The sequence below is a fragment of the Sphaerisporangium rubeum genome (assembly GCF_014207705.1).
GTDB lineage: Bacteria > Actinomycetota > Actinomycetes > Streptosporangiales > Streptosporangiaceae > Sphaerisporangium > Sphaerisporangium rubeum.
In genome coordinates this window covers 2457703-2471651 of sequence record NZ_JACHIU010000001.1, presented here as the reverse complement: position 1 = coordinate 2471651, position 13949 = coordinate 2457703, and the positions used below count along the sequence as shown (strand labels likewise).

Below are 13949 nucleotides of genomic sequence, written 5' to 3'. Positions count from 1 at the left end.
CGGGCCTAGGACGGCTGTTCACTCCGGTCACCCGGCGGCGGCAGGGCCTTCAGCTCCTCCAGGGCCTCACTCAGGTAGCCGGCGATGTTCCACACGTCCGGCACCAGCACGCGGCACGACACGATGCCGACCGCGACGCGGCCGTTGTAGGAGAACGCGGTGATGTTGAGGCCGCCGCTGGCGTCGGTGACGACCGACACCGGGTACTGCGCGAGCAGCCGCCGGCCGCAGATGTACAGCGGGATCTGCGGCCCCGGCACGTTGGACACCATGAGATTGATCGGCGGGGACGTCTGGGCCACCAGGCCGAACGCGGCGCGGTCGGCGAGACCGGTGAGCGCCGCCGGCATGCTCTCGCTGAGGTGGCGCAGCCAGCGCGCGGGGGCCAGCGCGAAGCGTTCCTTGATCAGGCTCATCGACTCGTGCACGGCGCGCAGCCGCTCGGCCGGGTCCTCGATCCTGGTGTCCAGCGGTGTGATCATCAAGGTGACCTGGTTGCCGGGTGCGTCCGCTCCCCCGGCGGTGCGCAGCGAGAACGGCACCCCGGCGACCAGCGGCTCGTCCGGCAGCGCGTCGTGGTCGACGAGCCAGCGCCGCACCGCGGTGGCCGCCAGCGTCATCACCACGTCGTTGACGGTCACCCCGAACGTCTTCTTGATCTGCTTGACCTCGTCGAGGGACAGCTCGGCGAACGCGAAACGGCGGTGCGCGGACACCGGCGCGTTGAACGGCGTGCGCGGCACCGTCAGCCGCGGCAGCTCAGGCACCTCCACGCCACCGCCGAGCTTGCGGGTCAGCCAGCGCGTGGCGCGCGACACCGGGCCCGCGCCGGGGAGCAGCGAGATGACGGGGATCTCGTCGAGCCTCGGCATGGCCTCGGCGAGGAAACGCAGCAGGTGCGCGGGGTTGGCGACGAGCCGTCCCGCCGTGCGCAGCAGCATCTCGGCGGTCTCAGGCGCGCGGTCCTGGTGCGGCGCGTGGCTCTGCCCCACGGCGAGCGGCTCCGGCACCGCGGTGAGGTCCATGAGCGCGGCGAGCGCACCCGCGCCGTACATGCCGTCGATGGCCGCGTGGTGGATCTTGGTGTAGATGGCGGTGCGGCCGCCTTCGAGGCCGTGGACGAGGTACATCTCCCACAGCGGCCGCCGGCGGTCCAGCCGGCGCGCGTGCAGGCGGGCCACCTGCTCGCCGAGCTGCCTGTCGTCGCCGGGGGCCGGCAGCGCCAGCTCGCGCACGTGGTAGTCGAAGTCGATGTCGTCGGCCTCGGCCCAGTAGGGATGGTCCAGCCCGAACGGCACGGTGACCAGCCGCCTGCGCAGCGGCTCCACCAGGTGGGCCCGCTCCTCCACCAGCGCGACGAGCTCGTCGCGGCCGAGCGGCCCGTCCAGGATGGACAGCCCCGCGACGTTGGCGACGTTGGTGTCGCTCTCGAAGTGGAGGAACTGCGCGTCGAGCGCGCTGAGCTGCCGCATCGGCCCCCCTTGTGGTCGGCGGCGGCCCTGCCGGGCCACCCCACGTTTCCTTCCCCCGTCCTAGGGACGATACCGGCCACCGGGGTGCCGGAGGCCACCTGACCAGTCACGTGTCAGCTGGCAGGAAGCTGACACCTCGGCGCAGCATGCTGCCTGCCTTTCGCATAGAACGCGCGGAGCGCGCGACGCACAGTGGACCTTGCGAACGTGAAAAGAACCCACGAGCCGGCGAGATCACAAATGCGCGAACCCCATGAATCATCTGTCGAATTCCACCGTCCCGTGACCATTTCCGCCGCTCCGATTTCCACCCCGCCGCGAGGCGCGTCGCGGCACACCTCGGAAAAGACAAGGAAGGGAGGCACCGTGACCACAGCCCTCGTCCCGGACGGCCACAGCCGCGTCTGGTGGGCCACCCCGCAGCAGCCGCCTGCCGACACCGTCTCCGGCGTGCTCAGCCCGCCTGAGCTGGAGCGCGCCATGCGCTTCCACCGCGACGCCGACCGGCGTCGTTTCCTCACCGCCTGCCTGCTGCTGCGCGCCGCCGCCGCGGCCCACCTGGACATCGCGCCGCACCAGGTGCACGTCGAGCGCAGGTGCCCTGACTGCGGCAAGCCGCACGGCAAGCCGCACATCCTGCACACCCCCGAGCCGCTCTACGCCTCGGTGTCCCACTCCGGGGACCGCGTCGCGGTGGCGCTCAGCACCGCGGGGCCGATCGGCGTGGACGTCGAGCAGATACCGGACGCGCCGGTGAACGAGCTGATCCGCTCGGCGCTCACCCCCGCCGAGCAGGACTTCGTCCGCTCACTCCCCGAGCGGCACCAGCACGCCGCCTTCACCCGCATCTGGGTGATCAAGGAGGCCGTGCTCAAGGCCACCGGCCACGGCCTGCGCGTGCCGCCGCGGCACGTGAGCGTCAGCTACCCGCACCAGCCGCCGGCGCTGCTGGACTGGCCGCTGGACGTGCCGGTGGACGAGCTGCGGCTGTCCGCTCTGGACCCGGGGCCGGGGTACGCCGGGATGATCGCGACCATCAGCGGCGCGGGACCGGTGAGCGTCATGGAGGCCGAGGTCGACGATCTCACCCGTATGCCATTCACGACCATCGGCATCGCGGCGTGACATCGGCGTTGACCTGAAGTGTAAGCGACTGTTGAATATTACCGAAAGTCACGGCAGGAGTAGTGGGATAAAGCCATGACCGACACTTATGGCTGAATCGCCGTTAACAGGTGTTCTTTCGTATTGTTCTGGGCAGTCCCTTTGGAGGAGAGGAAGCGGACCCGCCGTGAGAAGACAGTACATCCTGGTCCCTGGCGCCTGGATGGGTGCCTGGGCCTGGGAACCGGTGATCCGAGGGCTGCGCGTCCTCGGCCACCAGGCACGCGCGGTCACCCTGTCGGGACTGGCCGGGCCGGAGGCCGACGTCTCACGCGTCGGCCTCGCCACCCACGTGGCCGAACTGGCCTCGGTGCTGGAGAAGGACGATCTGCGCGACGTCATCCTCGTCGCGCACAGCTACTCCGGCATCGTCGCCGGCCAGGTCGCCGACCGGCTCCCCGACCGGGTGGCGCACACCGTGTTCGTGGAGGCGTTCCTGCCGCACGACGGCCTGTCGATGCTGCACGCCTTCCCCGAACGCCAGCGTGCCGCGGAGCTGCGTCTCATCGCCGAGAACGGCGGCCGGTGGCCCGTCCCCGACGTCACGGTGGTGGCCGACGGCCAGGACCTGTCCCCCGGCCAGGCCGCGTGGCTGGTGGAGCGCTTCGTCGGCCACCCCGGCCACACCCTCTCCGAGCCCGCCGTGCTGACCCGTCCCCTGGAGCAGCAGCGCGCCACGTACGTCGTGTGCGAGAAGGACCACTACGGCGGCCGGGTCGCCCCCGACGTCACCGCGCTGCGCCGCTCCCCGACCTGGGACTTCCACACCCTCGACACCGGCCACTGGCCCATGGTCTCGGCCCCCGACCGCCTGGTGACCCTGCTGACCGGCGTCGCCGCCTAGGCCGCGGCGCGGTCGCCGGTCGCGAGGAAGGCCTCGGCGAAGGTCTGAGCGATCTTGATCTCGCCGATGGGGTTGGGGTGCAGGCCGTCGTAGGCGTCGCTGTAGGGGTCGTACCGCGCCGACAGCGCGACGGGGAGGACCGGGGAGCTCGGGGTGGACATCGTGGCGAGGGCCGCCGGCAGCGCGCGGTTGTAGGCGCCGATGAGTGCGCCGAGATGGGGGTGCTCCGCCAGGGGGGTGCGCCGCACGACGTCGGCCACGAGGAAGCGCAGGTCCGGACGGGCCGTCCTGGCGCGGCTGACGAAGGTCGCGAGGTCCGCCAGCAGGCCGGAGGGGCCCGAGACACCCCAGGCCAGGTCGTTGAAGCCGAGCGCGACCATCAGGTGTCCCGGACGGCAGGCCGCGACGGCGCCGGCGATGCCGTCCTTGGCCTCGTGCAGGGTGCGGCCCCAGCGCGCGTAGTGCAGGCCGTCACCGAAGCCGCCACCTCTCGGGTAGCGGCCGATGCGGGTCTGGACGCAGGCGAACTCCGCGAGCTCACCGCCGCGGGGGTCGGGGAGGATCCAGGTGCCGGTCCACGGTCCGACGAACCGGACGACGACGTCACGCTCGCCGAGATGCTCGGCCAGCCGGTGGCGCCAGGTCCTGTCCCCCTCGGCGCCTTGGCTGATGGAGTCCCCCACGATCATGACGCGAGGGGTCACGCCGGCGACGGCACACCTCCGCCGTCGCGCGCGCGAGCGCGGCGGCGGCGCAGCGGCGGCAGGACGAACAGGTAGGCGAGCAGCGCGACGGCGATGAGCAGCAGCGAGAACGTGAAGACCCACTCGTTGGAACCGCCGGGGCCGTACACCTGGTTGGCCCGGCCGACGTCGATCGCCTTGGTCCGCTGGCCCTGCTGGAGCATCTCGCGGTCCGCGCCGTACAGGGCCACGTCGGCCCGCTGCACGGTGCCGTCGTCGGCCACGAAGTCGCCGGTCCACGTGCAGCTCTCGTGACCGGGGTGCTGGATGCAGTACAGCTCGCGCGCGGTGAACACCCCGGAGGCTCCGTCGGCGCGCGCGGCGCGCACCGTGGGGCCGATGTTGGGCACCGCGAGGTAGAGCAGGAAGAGCGCGACGAGCGCCAGCGCGGCGGTGAACGCCGGGGACCGCGGACGCCTGGGGCGCTCGCGGTCCAGAGCGAAGTCGTGAACCTCGTCGGTCATGGCGCGGTCAGGCCGCGGCGCCTACGGGGGTCGCGCACGTGCACTGCATCTTGGCGCGCTCCTCGGGGCGGGGACGGAGGTGCAGGATCACCGCGACCAGCATCGGGGCGAACACCACCGCATTGTAGAACAGGTGCAGTTCGACTCTCGGGACGATGAGCTGCAGGATGCTGGTCGGCACCGGCCTGCCGGCCAGGTTGGCGCCGGACAGCTTCTGGATGAGCAGGAGCAGGTGCTCGAAGTGGTGCCACACCTGGATGCCGAGGGAGATCGTCCACCAGGTCCGTGCCCGGCCGACGAAGCCCTTGCGCAGCGCGATGAGACCGATCAGCATGATCAGCGCGTAGCCGTAGTGCATCCACTCGGAGGTCACCAGCCACGGGAACGGCAGGCCGAGCACGCCGCGCGCGTCGGGGAGCTTCCAGCCGAGCGCGTAGATCTGGATGGCCTGAGCGATGTGCTCGGCCCAGTGCGCGACGACGATGAACATGAAGGCGTTGAGTGCGAGTTTGTGGTACCTGCCGTTGATGCCGGGTGCCAGGGTGCCGCTCGCAGGCGAAGTGATTCCGGTGGCCATGCGCAAACCTCGATCCCGCGGATTCTTGACCGGGTGACCCGCACGCATGAAGGCGTGACGAACGCTCCGTCCCGAGGAATTAAGGACGGAGTGTCGGGCTGATGCTCATTGTGACGCATTAGGTGCCTGAGACGCTTCTCTTGTTTTGCCATGTTTTTCTGACGTAGGGGTGTCCAGTTTCGGACATCCGTGTTATGTCCTCGCACTTTGGGTCCGAAATGGACCGCCGAAACATCGCCGGAAGGCCGGTAGGGATGCTTACCGGAGAGCTTCACAAAGGCACGTTTCCGTGCTTGCGCTGCGGCGCCTGCTTCCGTTTGCCGCGCAGCATCGCGAGGCCCCTGGCCACCGCCGCGCGGGTGAGCACCGGGTCGATGACGTCGTCCACGAGGCCGCGCTCGGCCGCGTAGTGGGGGTGCACGAGCTGCTCGACGTACTCCTCCACCAGCTCGGCGCGCAGGCCCGCCGGGTCCACCGACGCGGCCAGCTCCTTGCGGAAGATGACGTTGACCGCACCCTCCGCACCCATCACCGCGATCTCGTTGGTCGGCCACGCCAGCGACAGGTCCGTGCCGATGGACCGCGAGTCCATCACGATGTACGCGCCGCCGTAGGCCTTGCGCACCACGACGTGCACACGCGGCACGGTCGCCTCGCAGTACGCGTACAGCAGCTTGGCGCCGTGCCTGATGATGCCCTCGTGCTCCTGGTCGGTCCCCGGCAGGAACCCCGGCACATCGATCAGCGTGACCAGGGGGATGCCGAACGCGTCGCAGAACCGCACGAACCTCGCGGCCTTCTGGGACGCGTCCACGTCGAGCACGCCGGCCAGCACCATGGGCTGGTTGCCGACGACCCCCACCACCTCGCCGTCGATGCGCGCCAGCACGCAGATCACGTTGGTGGCCCAGTTCTCGTGGATCTCCAGGAACTCCCCGTCGTCCACGATCTCGGCGACGACCGACCGCATGTCGTACGGCTTGTTGGGCTCCACCGGCACGATGTCCGCCAGCGCGGGCCGCACGTCCTCGGTGGCGCCGGTGGCGGGCCACGACGGCGGCGGTTCCAGGTTGTTGCCGGGGAGCAGCGAGACCAGGTAGCGCACGTCGAGCAGGCAGCTCTCCTCGTCGTCGTGCACGAACGTCGCGACCCCCGAGCGGCGGCCGTGCACGTCGGCGCCGCCGAGCTCGGCGTGCGTGACGCGCTGGCCGCTCACGGCCTCGACGACGTCCGGGCCCGTCAGGTAGAGCTGCGCGGTGTCGCGCACCATGAAGGCGAAGTCGGCGAGCCCGACGGTGTAGGCGGCGCCGCCGGCGCACGGGCCGAGCACCACGCTGATCTGCGGGATCACGCCGGACGCCTGCACGATGCGCTGGAAGATGCCGCCGTATCCCGCCAGGGACACGACTCCTTCCTGGATGCGCGCGCCGCCGCTGTCGATGAGTCCGATGACCGGCGAGCCGGTGGACAGCGCCAGGTCCATCACCTTGTGGATCTTCGCGGCGTGGGCCTCGCCGAGCGAGCCGCCGAAGATGGTGAAGTCCTGCGCGTACACGAAGACCCGGCGGCCGTCGATGGTCCCCGAGCCGGTGACCACGCCGTCGGTGTGCGGCCGGTTGTCCCCCATGCGCATGCCCTGGGCCTGGTGGCGCCGGTACATGTCGATCTCGACGAACGACCCCTCGTCCAGCAGCGCCTCGATACGCTCGCGCGCGGTGCGCTTGCCGAGCGCGTGCTGCCGCGCCACGGACTCCTTGCGTCCGGCGGTGATGCGGCCACGCAGCCGTTCACCCTGCTCGCGCAGCACCGCCATGGAGGGCTTCCTCGGCGGCGGCGCGTGGCCGTCGGACGTGCCGTTCGCGGTGCCGTTGGACGTGCCGTTGGACGTGCCGTTCGACGTGCCGTTCGACGTGCCGTTCGCGGTGCCGGCGGGTGAGTCGGCGCCGGCGGGGGGTGGCATGGTGACGGGCAGGAAGTCGATCTCGGTTGCGCGCATCGGGACCTCTCCCCCGGGATGAACAAGGCTCGGACCGGTCACCACCTGCTCGCTCATGGCGGCCACCCCATCAGCGGACCGCCACGAGGGACGGCGCCTGCCCCACGGCACCCGCCTGGCGGCCGGTCAGGTGCCCCGCGTCGCGCAGCCAGCGCACGGTGTCGGTGACCGTCCGCGTGAACGGCCGGGGAGCGAGGCCGCGGGTGTCCGCGTGCGTGGCCACGCGGGTGGCGCAGGCGCAGGTGTACAAGGCGCCGTACTCGGCCGGGATGTGCCACGGCCACACCCGCTGCGCCAGGTCGGCGAGCCGGCCCACCGGGAACATGGCCCGCGCCGGCAGGTGGACGGCCGGCAGCGGCCGGCCGGTGACCTCGCGCAGCGCCGCGAGGTACTCCCGCGTGGTGAGGTAGTGGCTCGGCGCGAAGAACCGCGCCGGAGTGGCAGGCGGAGCGGTGAACAGGCTCGCGTGCAGCTCGGCGGTGTCGCGCACGTCGCCTGCCGGGAACCCGCCGAGCGGCCAGATCGGCATCAGGCCGCGCAGCACGTCCCGCACTCTGCTCGTCTGGTCGCCGAGCTTCGGGTCGTGCGGGCCGAGCAGCGCCGGCGGGTAGGTGATCACGACAGGTGCGCCGTCCGCCTGGTGCCGCCGCGCGACACGCTCGGCCGCCGCCTTGGTGGCCATGTACGTCTCGCGTGGCCGGCCCACCGGCGACTCCATGCCGATCTCTTTGGCGGGGAACAGCGCCGCGACGGTCGACACGTGCACGATCGGGCCGGGCACCGCGCGCCGCGCGGCGGTCAGCACGACCTCGGTGCCGCGTTCGTTGACCGCGCGCATCTCGGCGCGGCGGCGGCTGTCGAAGGAGTACACCGAAGCGGCGTGCAGCACGGCGTCCGCGCCGCGCACCGCGGCGGCCACGGCCACCTCGTCGGTGACGTCCCCCGCGACGACGTCCACCGCGCCTGGCGGCACGTCGAGCGGTCCGAGCGCGGGCCCGAGCAGGCCGGGGTCGCGTGCGAGGACGCGGACCCGGTGGCCGGCGCGCACGACGGCGGCGACGGAATGGACACCGACGAAACCCGTGCCGCCGGTCACGGTAACCAACATCCGGACACCTCCCATTTCACTTCAGTGAAAAGCCTGTGGCCGGACCGTGTCATCTCCGAGTGTGCTTTCAGCCTCCCGGCGGCGGCCGGCGCGACGCCGTGCGGCCGATGGCGGCACCTGCCGTCTGTAGTGGCAGGAAGCGGTCACGTACCGGCAACTTGCTGCCTGCCGCCTCCCTGGAAGCAGGCCGGTACGGAGCGGAGAGTTGGTCGCGGGAGAACCAATCCACCGCCACGGAAAAGAGATTGAGAAAATGGAGACCCCGGTCATGCCTCCGGCGGAATCAATTCCCGCCGCCGGCAATTGGGCCCCCGAGGACCCCGGCGCGTTCGCTCGCCCCGGCACCACCCCCGGCCTCTCCCCGGCCACCCCCATCCCCCACAGGACGGCTCCGTCCGGCCGTCCCGCCGCCGCGTCCGCAGGAACGGTCCGCCATGTTGTTTGAGCTGACCTTGCGCCGCACGGTGGACGGCGGAGGCGTCCAGTCCCCGATCGACGGCATCCGCATCCTCGCGCTGCTGCCTCCGCGGTGGCGCAAGGACCTGAAGCAGGCGACCGGCGACATCGTGATCCGGGTGAACACCGACGAGGATCTCACCAACTCCGAGGTACGCGCCAAGGTGATCAACGTGCTCGCCAACCCCGAGGTCAGCCACTGGCGTCTGGTGAGCTGCCACACGCTCGGCGTGGGCCCCGGGCCCCACCTCGGCTACTGGATCACGGCCCGCCGCCACGGGCAGCGACCCCAGTGGAACTGAACCCGCCGCGGACCGGATCCGCCTCTCTCCCGGGCCTGACCGCCGGCCGGACCGGTCCTTCCTGAAGCCGGCCGGGCCCGGTCCCGTTCATGGAACCGCCTCCGGCCGGCGATCAGATCCAGTTCTCCTCCTTGGCGCGCAGGGCCGCCTGGAAGCGGTTGACCGCGCCGAGTCTCGCCATCAGGTCGGCGACGTACCTGCGGTAGGTGCGGACCGAGACGTCCAGCTCGCGGGCCGCGATCTCGTCCTTGTCCGCGGTCGCCATCACCGCGAGGACGCGGCGCTCCAGGTCCGACAGGTGCGGCTTGTCGTCGCTCGGCTCGATGTACTCGCGGAAGTCGACGGCGTCGTTCCACACCCCGTCGAAGTAGGTGACGAGCTGCGACACAAGGCCCGGTTCCCTGACCAGGAGCGCACCCCGTGCACTCTCCTTGGGGTGGATGGGGACGACCGCGACGCTGCGGTCGAAGATCACCATGCGGTCCATCGGGTCCTCGGTGATGTGGATCTGGCCGCCGAGGCCGACGACGTCACGCAGGTAGGCCGCCATCAGCGGGTCGTCGAGCGCTTTGGGGTGGTACACGGCCTTGACGGCGAGACCGCGGCGCAGCGACCTGGTGTCGAGCGGCAGCGCGGTCTCGATGGCGCCGCGGGACAGCGGGCCGCCGGGGTGCAGGCACAGGGTCTCCTTGTAGGAGAAGAACCCGAGGTCGTCCAGCCGCTGGCGTACCCGGTCCAGCCCTTCGACCCGCTCGATGTCGAGCACGGAGACCGCGGCCTCGCCGTGCTTCTGGTCCTCGACCAGGGTGGCGATGACGTCGCGTGCCGACAGCACGCGGCGGATCTCGGTGTTGAGCTCACCGAGGCGCCGCTCGATGAGGCGCTCGATGCCGATGGCGGGCTCGGTGGCGACGACCTTGTGCCGGTCGCTGAGGTCGAGCAGGGAAAGACGTTCCAGGGACTCGACGGCGGCCTCGACGCTGTCGGGGTCGAGACCGAGCGCCTGCCGTACCGAACCGACGCCTTCTCCGTGATGCCGGAGGAAGTAGCGGTAGACCTCCACGGCCTCGGCCGTGATCCCGATGACGGATACGTCCATGGCTCGCCTCCTGGCCATGTCCCTCACCCAGGGCGACCACGGGTTTGATCCGCCCTCAACCTGCTCCAATGGATATGTGGGATTACAAACTATCAGAGACCTAGATGATTCGTAAATCACCCCATAACCGGCACCCGATCACTCGGTGCCGGCCAGTTCGGCCAGGATGCGATTGAGAGTGGCGCGATCCTCGCTGGTCAGCCTGCCTATGACCCGCTCGTGCACCTCGGCGGTGACCGGGTGGAGCACCTCGGCGAGCAGCTCGCGGCCGGCCGCAGTCAGCTCTATGGAATAAGCCCGCCGGTCCGCACGGTCCCGGCTCCTCGCCACCAGCCCGCGGTCCTCCAGCACGTCGATCAGGTGCACCATCGTCGAACGGTCCACCCCGAGGCGCCGTCCGATCTCCTGTTGCGACAACGCTCCGGTGGCCTCCAGCGTGCCGAGCACCCCGTACTCACGCCACCGCAGATCGTCCCGCCGCAACGCCTGCTCCAGCTCCGCCGTCACCGCACGCGCCACCCCGTTGAGCAGCCACCCCGTCGACTCGGCCAGCAGCTCCGTCCCGCCGTCCACCCTCCGCCTGACCCCCATCGCGTCAAGCCCCGTCCCACGTGGTCCCGTCATCCCCACCACCCCAGCGCTCGGCCACCACCGACTCCATCTCCGTACGACGGCACAGGACACCCCACTCCGGACCCCTATACCGCCCCCTACACCTTCCATCAGGATCACAGACCATCAGCATCTCTGTCAATCAGCATTACTGACGATTTTCGGTGCGCCAAGCATCTCCGCAATATCCGACAAACCCGGCACCAACCAAGGGGAATCACCCGGCCTTCCACCACACCAGGCCGGACAGCACCCCGACCTCATGCCGCACCCCGGCGACAACCCCTCACCCCCCGGCAGAAACCTCCCCACACCCCGACCGGCCCCGGCCGGAACCCCGTCACCCCAACGCCGACCCGCACCCCACCTCTCGCCGCACCACCCGGCCCGGACACACTCCTCGCCGCACCACCCGGCCCGGACACCGCGCCTCGCCACACCACCCGACCTGAACAGGAACCATCCCCATCCCGATCCAGCCTGAACACCGGACCTCCAACGGCCGAACCGGGACCGATCGGGAGCCGGCCCCGACTCGGCCGTGAGCTGTTGCCGCACCCCATGACTGCGTGTGACACTCTTGCCATATTCCTGGCATTACGGAATAAGGCCCATCTTGCGCATTAACCGAGATATGCCTACCTAAGGGGACGATGTGAGTGATTCTCCCAGCGACCATCGCCCCCGTCCGGAGGCCCTGACGCTGCTCGTGACTCAGGCCCACGACCTCTACGTCGAAATCCTCGAGTCCGCGGTAGAACCCTTCGGCCTCCGCTCCAAAGACTTCATCGTCCTGACCGCCATCGACTCCGCCGGCCCCCAGTCCCAACAGGACCTGGCCCGCACCCACGGCATAGACCGCACCACAATGGTCAGCGTCGTCGACGGCCTGGAACGCCTCGGCCTGGTCCAACGGGCCCGCAACCCCGACGACCGCCGCAAATACGCCATAGGCCTCACCCCAGAAGGCCAAACCCTCCTCCGCCACAAAATCTCCCCCGCCATCCACGAGGCCCTCGACACCTACCTCTCCCCCTTCACCCCGACCGAACGCACCCAGTTCACCACCCTCCTATGGCGCCTGGTCCACACCCGCCCCGACCAGCCACCCCCGATCGACCGCCACCCGGCCCACGAGAACACGACCCGCCGAGCCCCAGACGACACCGTCCGGCAAACAAGCTGACAACACCGTCACCACCGACAGGAGACCTGATCTCCCGGGGTCAGGGGACGGGACACGGGAGGGGGGTGCCGGCGGGGGCGCGGTGGTGGCAGGCGGCGCCGGGGCAGATGACTTTCGCGGCGGTGGCAGGGGTACGGCCGATCAGGATGGGTTCGTGGCCGAAGCGGCGACAGGCGATGTCGGCCCAGCCGAGAGGGTCGGAGGGCTCCGAGGGGGGTGGGACGGAGGCGGTGGCCCAGCGCTCCAGGTGGGTGAGGTAATCGGTCTCGCGGTGCCAGACGGTGAGGCGGCGCAGGGAGTCGGCGGTGGGGAGCGTGTCCCAGGGCTGCGCGCGGGCCGCCATCGCGCGGAGGAAGGCCTCGCGGACGGCGGCGGTGACGGACCTGGACGCGGCGGCGGCGATGGTGGTGCCGTCTCCGCTGACGCCTACCACGGCTATGGGGAAGTCGGAGGCGGGGAGCACGAACGCCGACACCCTCAGGCGCATCATGGTCAGCGCGTCGGCGACTCCGGACGGCAGCATGCCGGGGACGCGGCGGGACATGTTGTGCAACGGGGTACGGGGGTCGGCCCACCAACGGGTCACCACGTCGTGCGCGAGCAGGTCCGCTATGGCGCCGGACACACCTTCCCGGCGGTCGGCGACGAGACCGACCAGGGTCGGCTCCACTCGTGCTCCGGCCTCATCGGTCCAGACGACCTCGGCGGGGACCAGGTACCGCTCGCCGGTGAGGACACCGATCCCGGAGACCCGCTCGGGGCCGTCATCAGGCGGATCGGGCATGAAGTCGGCCAATCCCAGCACTCTGATGGGTAGCTGGGACGAAGCGGCGGCGTTCGCCGGGTACGACCCGGCGGGTTCCTTCTCCGGGACCGGCACGGTGAGCGCGCGCAAGGACGCCAGGGCTGAGGCGCGCAGCTCCGCGCGGTCGCGTGCCGAGTCAGGGGTGAAGCCGGTGGCGACGGTGACGACCTCGGGACGTTCGGCGTAGGCGATGTGAAGCAGACCTCCGAGGAGATCGGTCACCTGCGCCGGTGTGCCGGACGACGATGGCGCCCCGGCCGGGGGCCGGAAGGTCTCTGGTTCAGGCGACATCGGTCACTCCTCGCGACGGATCGAGACCTCACGGCCTGGTGGTGTGGCTTGCCTGGCACGTCGTACTGGGCCTCGATCCGAGTGGCACCGACCCGTGAGCCCCGGGTGGCGCCGCCGTACGGCGGCGCCGGAGCCGCCGCACACCGTCCCACCGCGCCGGCGCCGGAAACCACAGCACGGGACGAGCAGCACAGGTGGCCGGCTCCTCGCCGGACGACGGCGCCGGGGCCGGCGCACACCGTCCCACCGCGGCGGGGCCGGGCATGGGGCTCCGGACGGGCCGTCGGTGGTCCGTCCGGTGGCACCTTCGGGCCGTGCTCCGCTCCCGCGGTGGGGGTGTGGGCATCGGCGTCGTCAGGCGGGGTCGCGGGGGCTGTTCTGGTAGGCGGCCAGTTTCCAGTCGCCTTCGTGGCGGGTCACGACCCAGGTGGCGCGGATGGTGCGGTCGGGGGAGAGTTCGGTCTCGCCGGCGGCGATGACACCGCCTTCGGTGATGACGACGGCGGTGTCGGGGGTGAGGAAGCGGAAGTCGATGGGGGTGCCGGTCACGCGGGTGTCCTTGTAGGGGCCCTGGAAGGCGAAGGTCATGAAGGCCTCGATGTCGGCGACGCCTTTGCGGTAGAAGCCGGGGAGGATCATGGTGCCGTCAGGGGTGAAGACGGAGGCGAAGGCGGCGCCGTCCTGCGCGGCCCAGGCGGCGACGACACGGCCGGGGACGGCAGCGACGGCGGCCTTGTCGGCGTCGGTGACGGGGGAGGCGGGGGCTGTGGTGGTCATGTCGAGGGACCTCCAGGTCAGATGTAGGGGTGTCCGGGTCTGGCCGTGTCCGG

15 protein-coding genes are annotated in these 13949 nt (G+C 70.8%); 5 read left to right on the top strand and 10 right to left on the bottom strand.

Features of this window, described 5'->3' with window-relative positions:
- Nucleotides 1-5: 5 nt before the first annotated feature.
- Nucleotides 6-1472, bottom strand: a complete 1467-nt coding sequence (locus BJ992_RS10525; RefSeq protein WP_184979953.1) for a WS/DGAT/MGAT family O-acyltransferase — start codon at nucleotides 1470-1472, stop codon at nucleotides 6-8.
- 366 nt (nucleotides 1473-1838) lie between these two features.
- Between BJ992_RS10525 and BJ992_RS10520 the strand changes: the two genes are divergently transcribed.
- Both BJ992_RS10520 and BJ992_RS10515 read left to right on the top strand, forming a co-directional pair.
- Nucleotides 1839-2597, top strand: a complete 759-nt coding sequence (locus BJ992_RS10520) for a 4'-phosphopantetheinyl transferase superfamily protein (protein WP_184979950.1) — start codon at nucleotides 1839-1841, stop codon at nucleotides 2595-2597.
- A gap of 166 nt (nucleotides 2598-2763) precedes the next feature.
- Nucleotides 2764-3480 (top strand): alpha/beta fold hydrolase, encoded by a 717-nt coding sequence (locus BJ992_RS10515; protein WP_184979948.1) that lies wholly within the window; start codon nucleotides 2764-2766, stop codon nucleotides 3478-3480.
- Here the strand turns inward: BJ992_RS10515 and BJ992_RS10510 are convergent.
- The 5 genes from BJ992_RS10510 to BJ992_RS10490 all read right to left on the bottom strand — a co-directional run bounded on the left by BJ992_RS10510 (nucleotide 3477) and on the right by BJ992_RS10490 (nucleotide 8368).
- The gene (locus BJ992_RS10510) at nucleotides 3477-4184 is read right to left on the bottom strand and encodes a GDSL-type esterase/lipase family protein (protein ID WP_184979946.1); all 708 of its coding nucleotides are present in this window, start codon (nucleotides 4182-4184) and stop codon (nucleotides 3477-3479) included. The two genes, BJ992_RS10515 and BJ992_RS10510, sit on opposite strands and share 4 nt — an antisense overlap.
- The gene (locus BJ992_RS10505) at nucleotides 4181-4687 is read right to left on the bottom strand and encodes a hypothetical protein (protein ID WP_184979944.1); all 507 of its coding nucleotides are present in this window, start codon (nucleotides 4685-4687) and stop codon (nucleotides 4181-4183) included. Before BJ992_RS10505 ends, BJ992_RS10510 begins: the two co-directional genes overlap by 4 nt.
- 7 nt (nucleotides 4688-4694) lie before the next feature.
- Nucleotides 4695-5264 (bottom strand): hypothetical protein, encoded by a 570-nt coding sequence (locus tag BJ992_RS10500; RefSeq protein WP_184979942.1) that lies wholly within the window; start codon nucleotides 5262-5264, stop codon nucleotides 4695-4697.
- Nucleotides 5265-5535: 271 nt separating this feature from the next.
- On the bottom strand, nucleotides 5536-7260 hold the full coding sequence (locus BJ992_RS10495; RefSeq protein ID WP_246496595.1) for an acyl-CoA carboxylase subunit beta: 1725 nt from the start codon (nucleotides 7258-7260) through the stop codon (nucleotides 5536-5538).
- Nucleotides 7261-7330: 70 nt separating this feature from the next.
- On the bottom strand, nucleotides 7331-8368 hold the full coding sequence (locus BJ992_RS10490; protein ID WP_184979940.1) for an NAD-dependent epimerase/dehydratase family protein: 1038 nt from the start codon (nucleotides 8366-8368) through the stop codon (nucleotides 7331-7333).
- A gap of 253 nt (nucleotides 8369-8621) precedes the next feature.
- On the opposite strand from BJ992_RS10490, the gene BJ992_RS10485 reads away from it, so the two are divergent.
- The gene (locus tag BJ992_RS10485) at nucleotides 8622-8813 is read left to right on the top strand and encodes a hypothetical protein (RefSeq protein WP_184979939.1); all 192 of its coding nucleotides are present in this window, start codon (nucleotides 8622-8624) and stop codon (nucleotides 8811-8813) included.
- Nucleotides 8803-9126 (top strand): hypothetical protein, encoded by a 324-nt coding sequence (locus BJ992_RS10480; protein ID WP_184979937.1) that lies wholly within the window; start codon nucleotides 8803-8805, stop codon nucleotides 9124-9126. Before BJ992_RS10485 ends, BJ992_RS10480 begins: the two co-directional genes overlap by 11 nt.
- A gap of 112 nt (nucleotides 9127-9238) precedes the next feature.
- Here the strand turns inward: BJ992_RS10480 and BJ992_RS10475 are convergent, their stop codons facing one another.
- Both BJ992_RS10475 and BJ992_RS10470 read right to left on the bottom strand, forming a co-directional pair.
- A complete protein-coding gene (locus BJ992_RS10475; protein ID WP_184979935.1) occupies nucleotides 9239-10225 on the bottom strand; it encodes a helix-turn-helix transcriptional regulator in 987 nt (328 codons plus the stop codon).
- 138 nt (nucleotides 10226-10363) lie between these two features.
- Nucleotides 10364-10849 (bottom strand): MarR family winged helix-turn-helix transcriptional regulator, encoded by a 486-nt coding sequence (locus BJ992_RS10470; RefSeq protein ID WP_184979932.1) that lies wholly within the window; start codon nucleotides 10847-10849, stop codon nucleotides 10364-10366.
- Nucleotides 10850-11492: 643 nt separating this feature from the next.
- Between BJ992_RS10470 and BJ992_RS10465 the strand changes: the two genes are divergently transcribed.
- Complete coding sequence (locus BJ992_RS10465) at nucleotides 11493-12023, top strand: MarR family transcriptional regulator (RefSeq protein ID WP_184979930.1); 531 nt, start codon at nucleotides 11493-11495, stop codon at nucleotides 12021-12023.
- Between the two features lie 40 nt (nucleotides 12024-12063).
- On the opposite strand, the gene BJ992_RS10460 is transcribed toward BJ992_RS10465, so the two are convergent.
- Both BJ992_RS10460 and BJ992_RS10455 read right to left on the bottom strand, forming a co-directional pair.
- Nucleotides 12064-13050, bottom strand: coding sequence for a hypothetical protein (locus BJ992_RS10460; protein WP_184979928.1), 987 nt, complete (start codon nucleotides 13048-13050; stop codon nucleotides 12064-12066).
- Nucleotides 13051-13473: 423 nt separating this feature from the next.
- A complete protein-coding gene (locus BJ992_RS10455) occupies nucleotides 13474-13896 on the bottom strand; it encodes an SgcJ/EcaC family oxidoreductase (protein WP_184979926.1) in 423 nt (140 codons plus the stop codon).
- Nucleotides 13897-13949 lie beyond the last annotated feature (53 nt).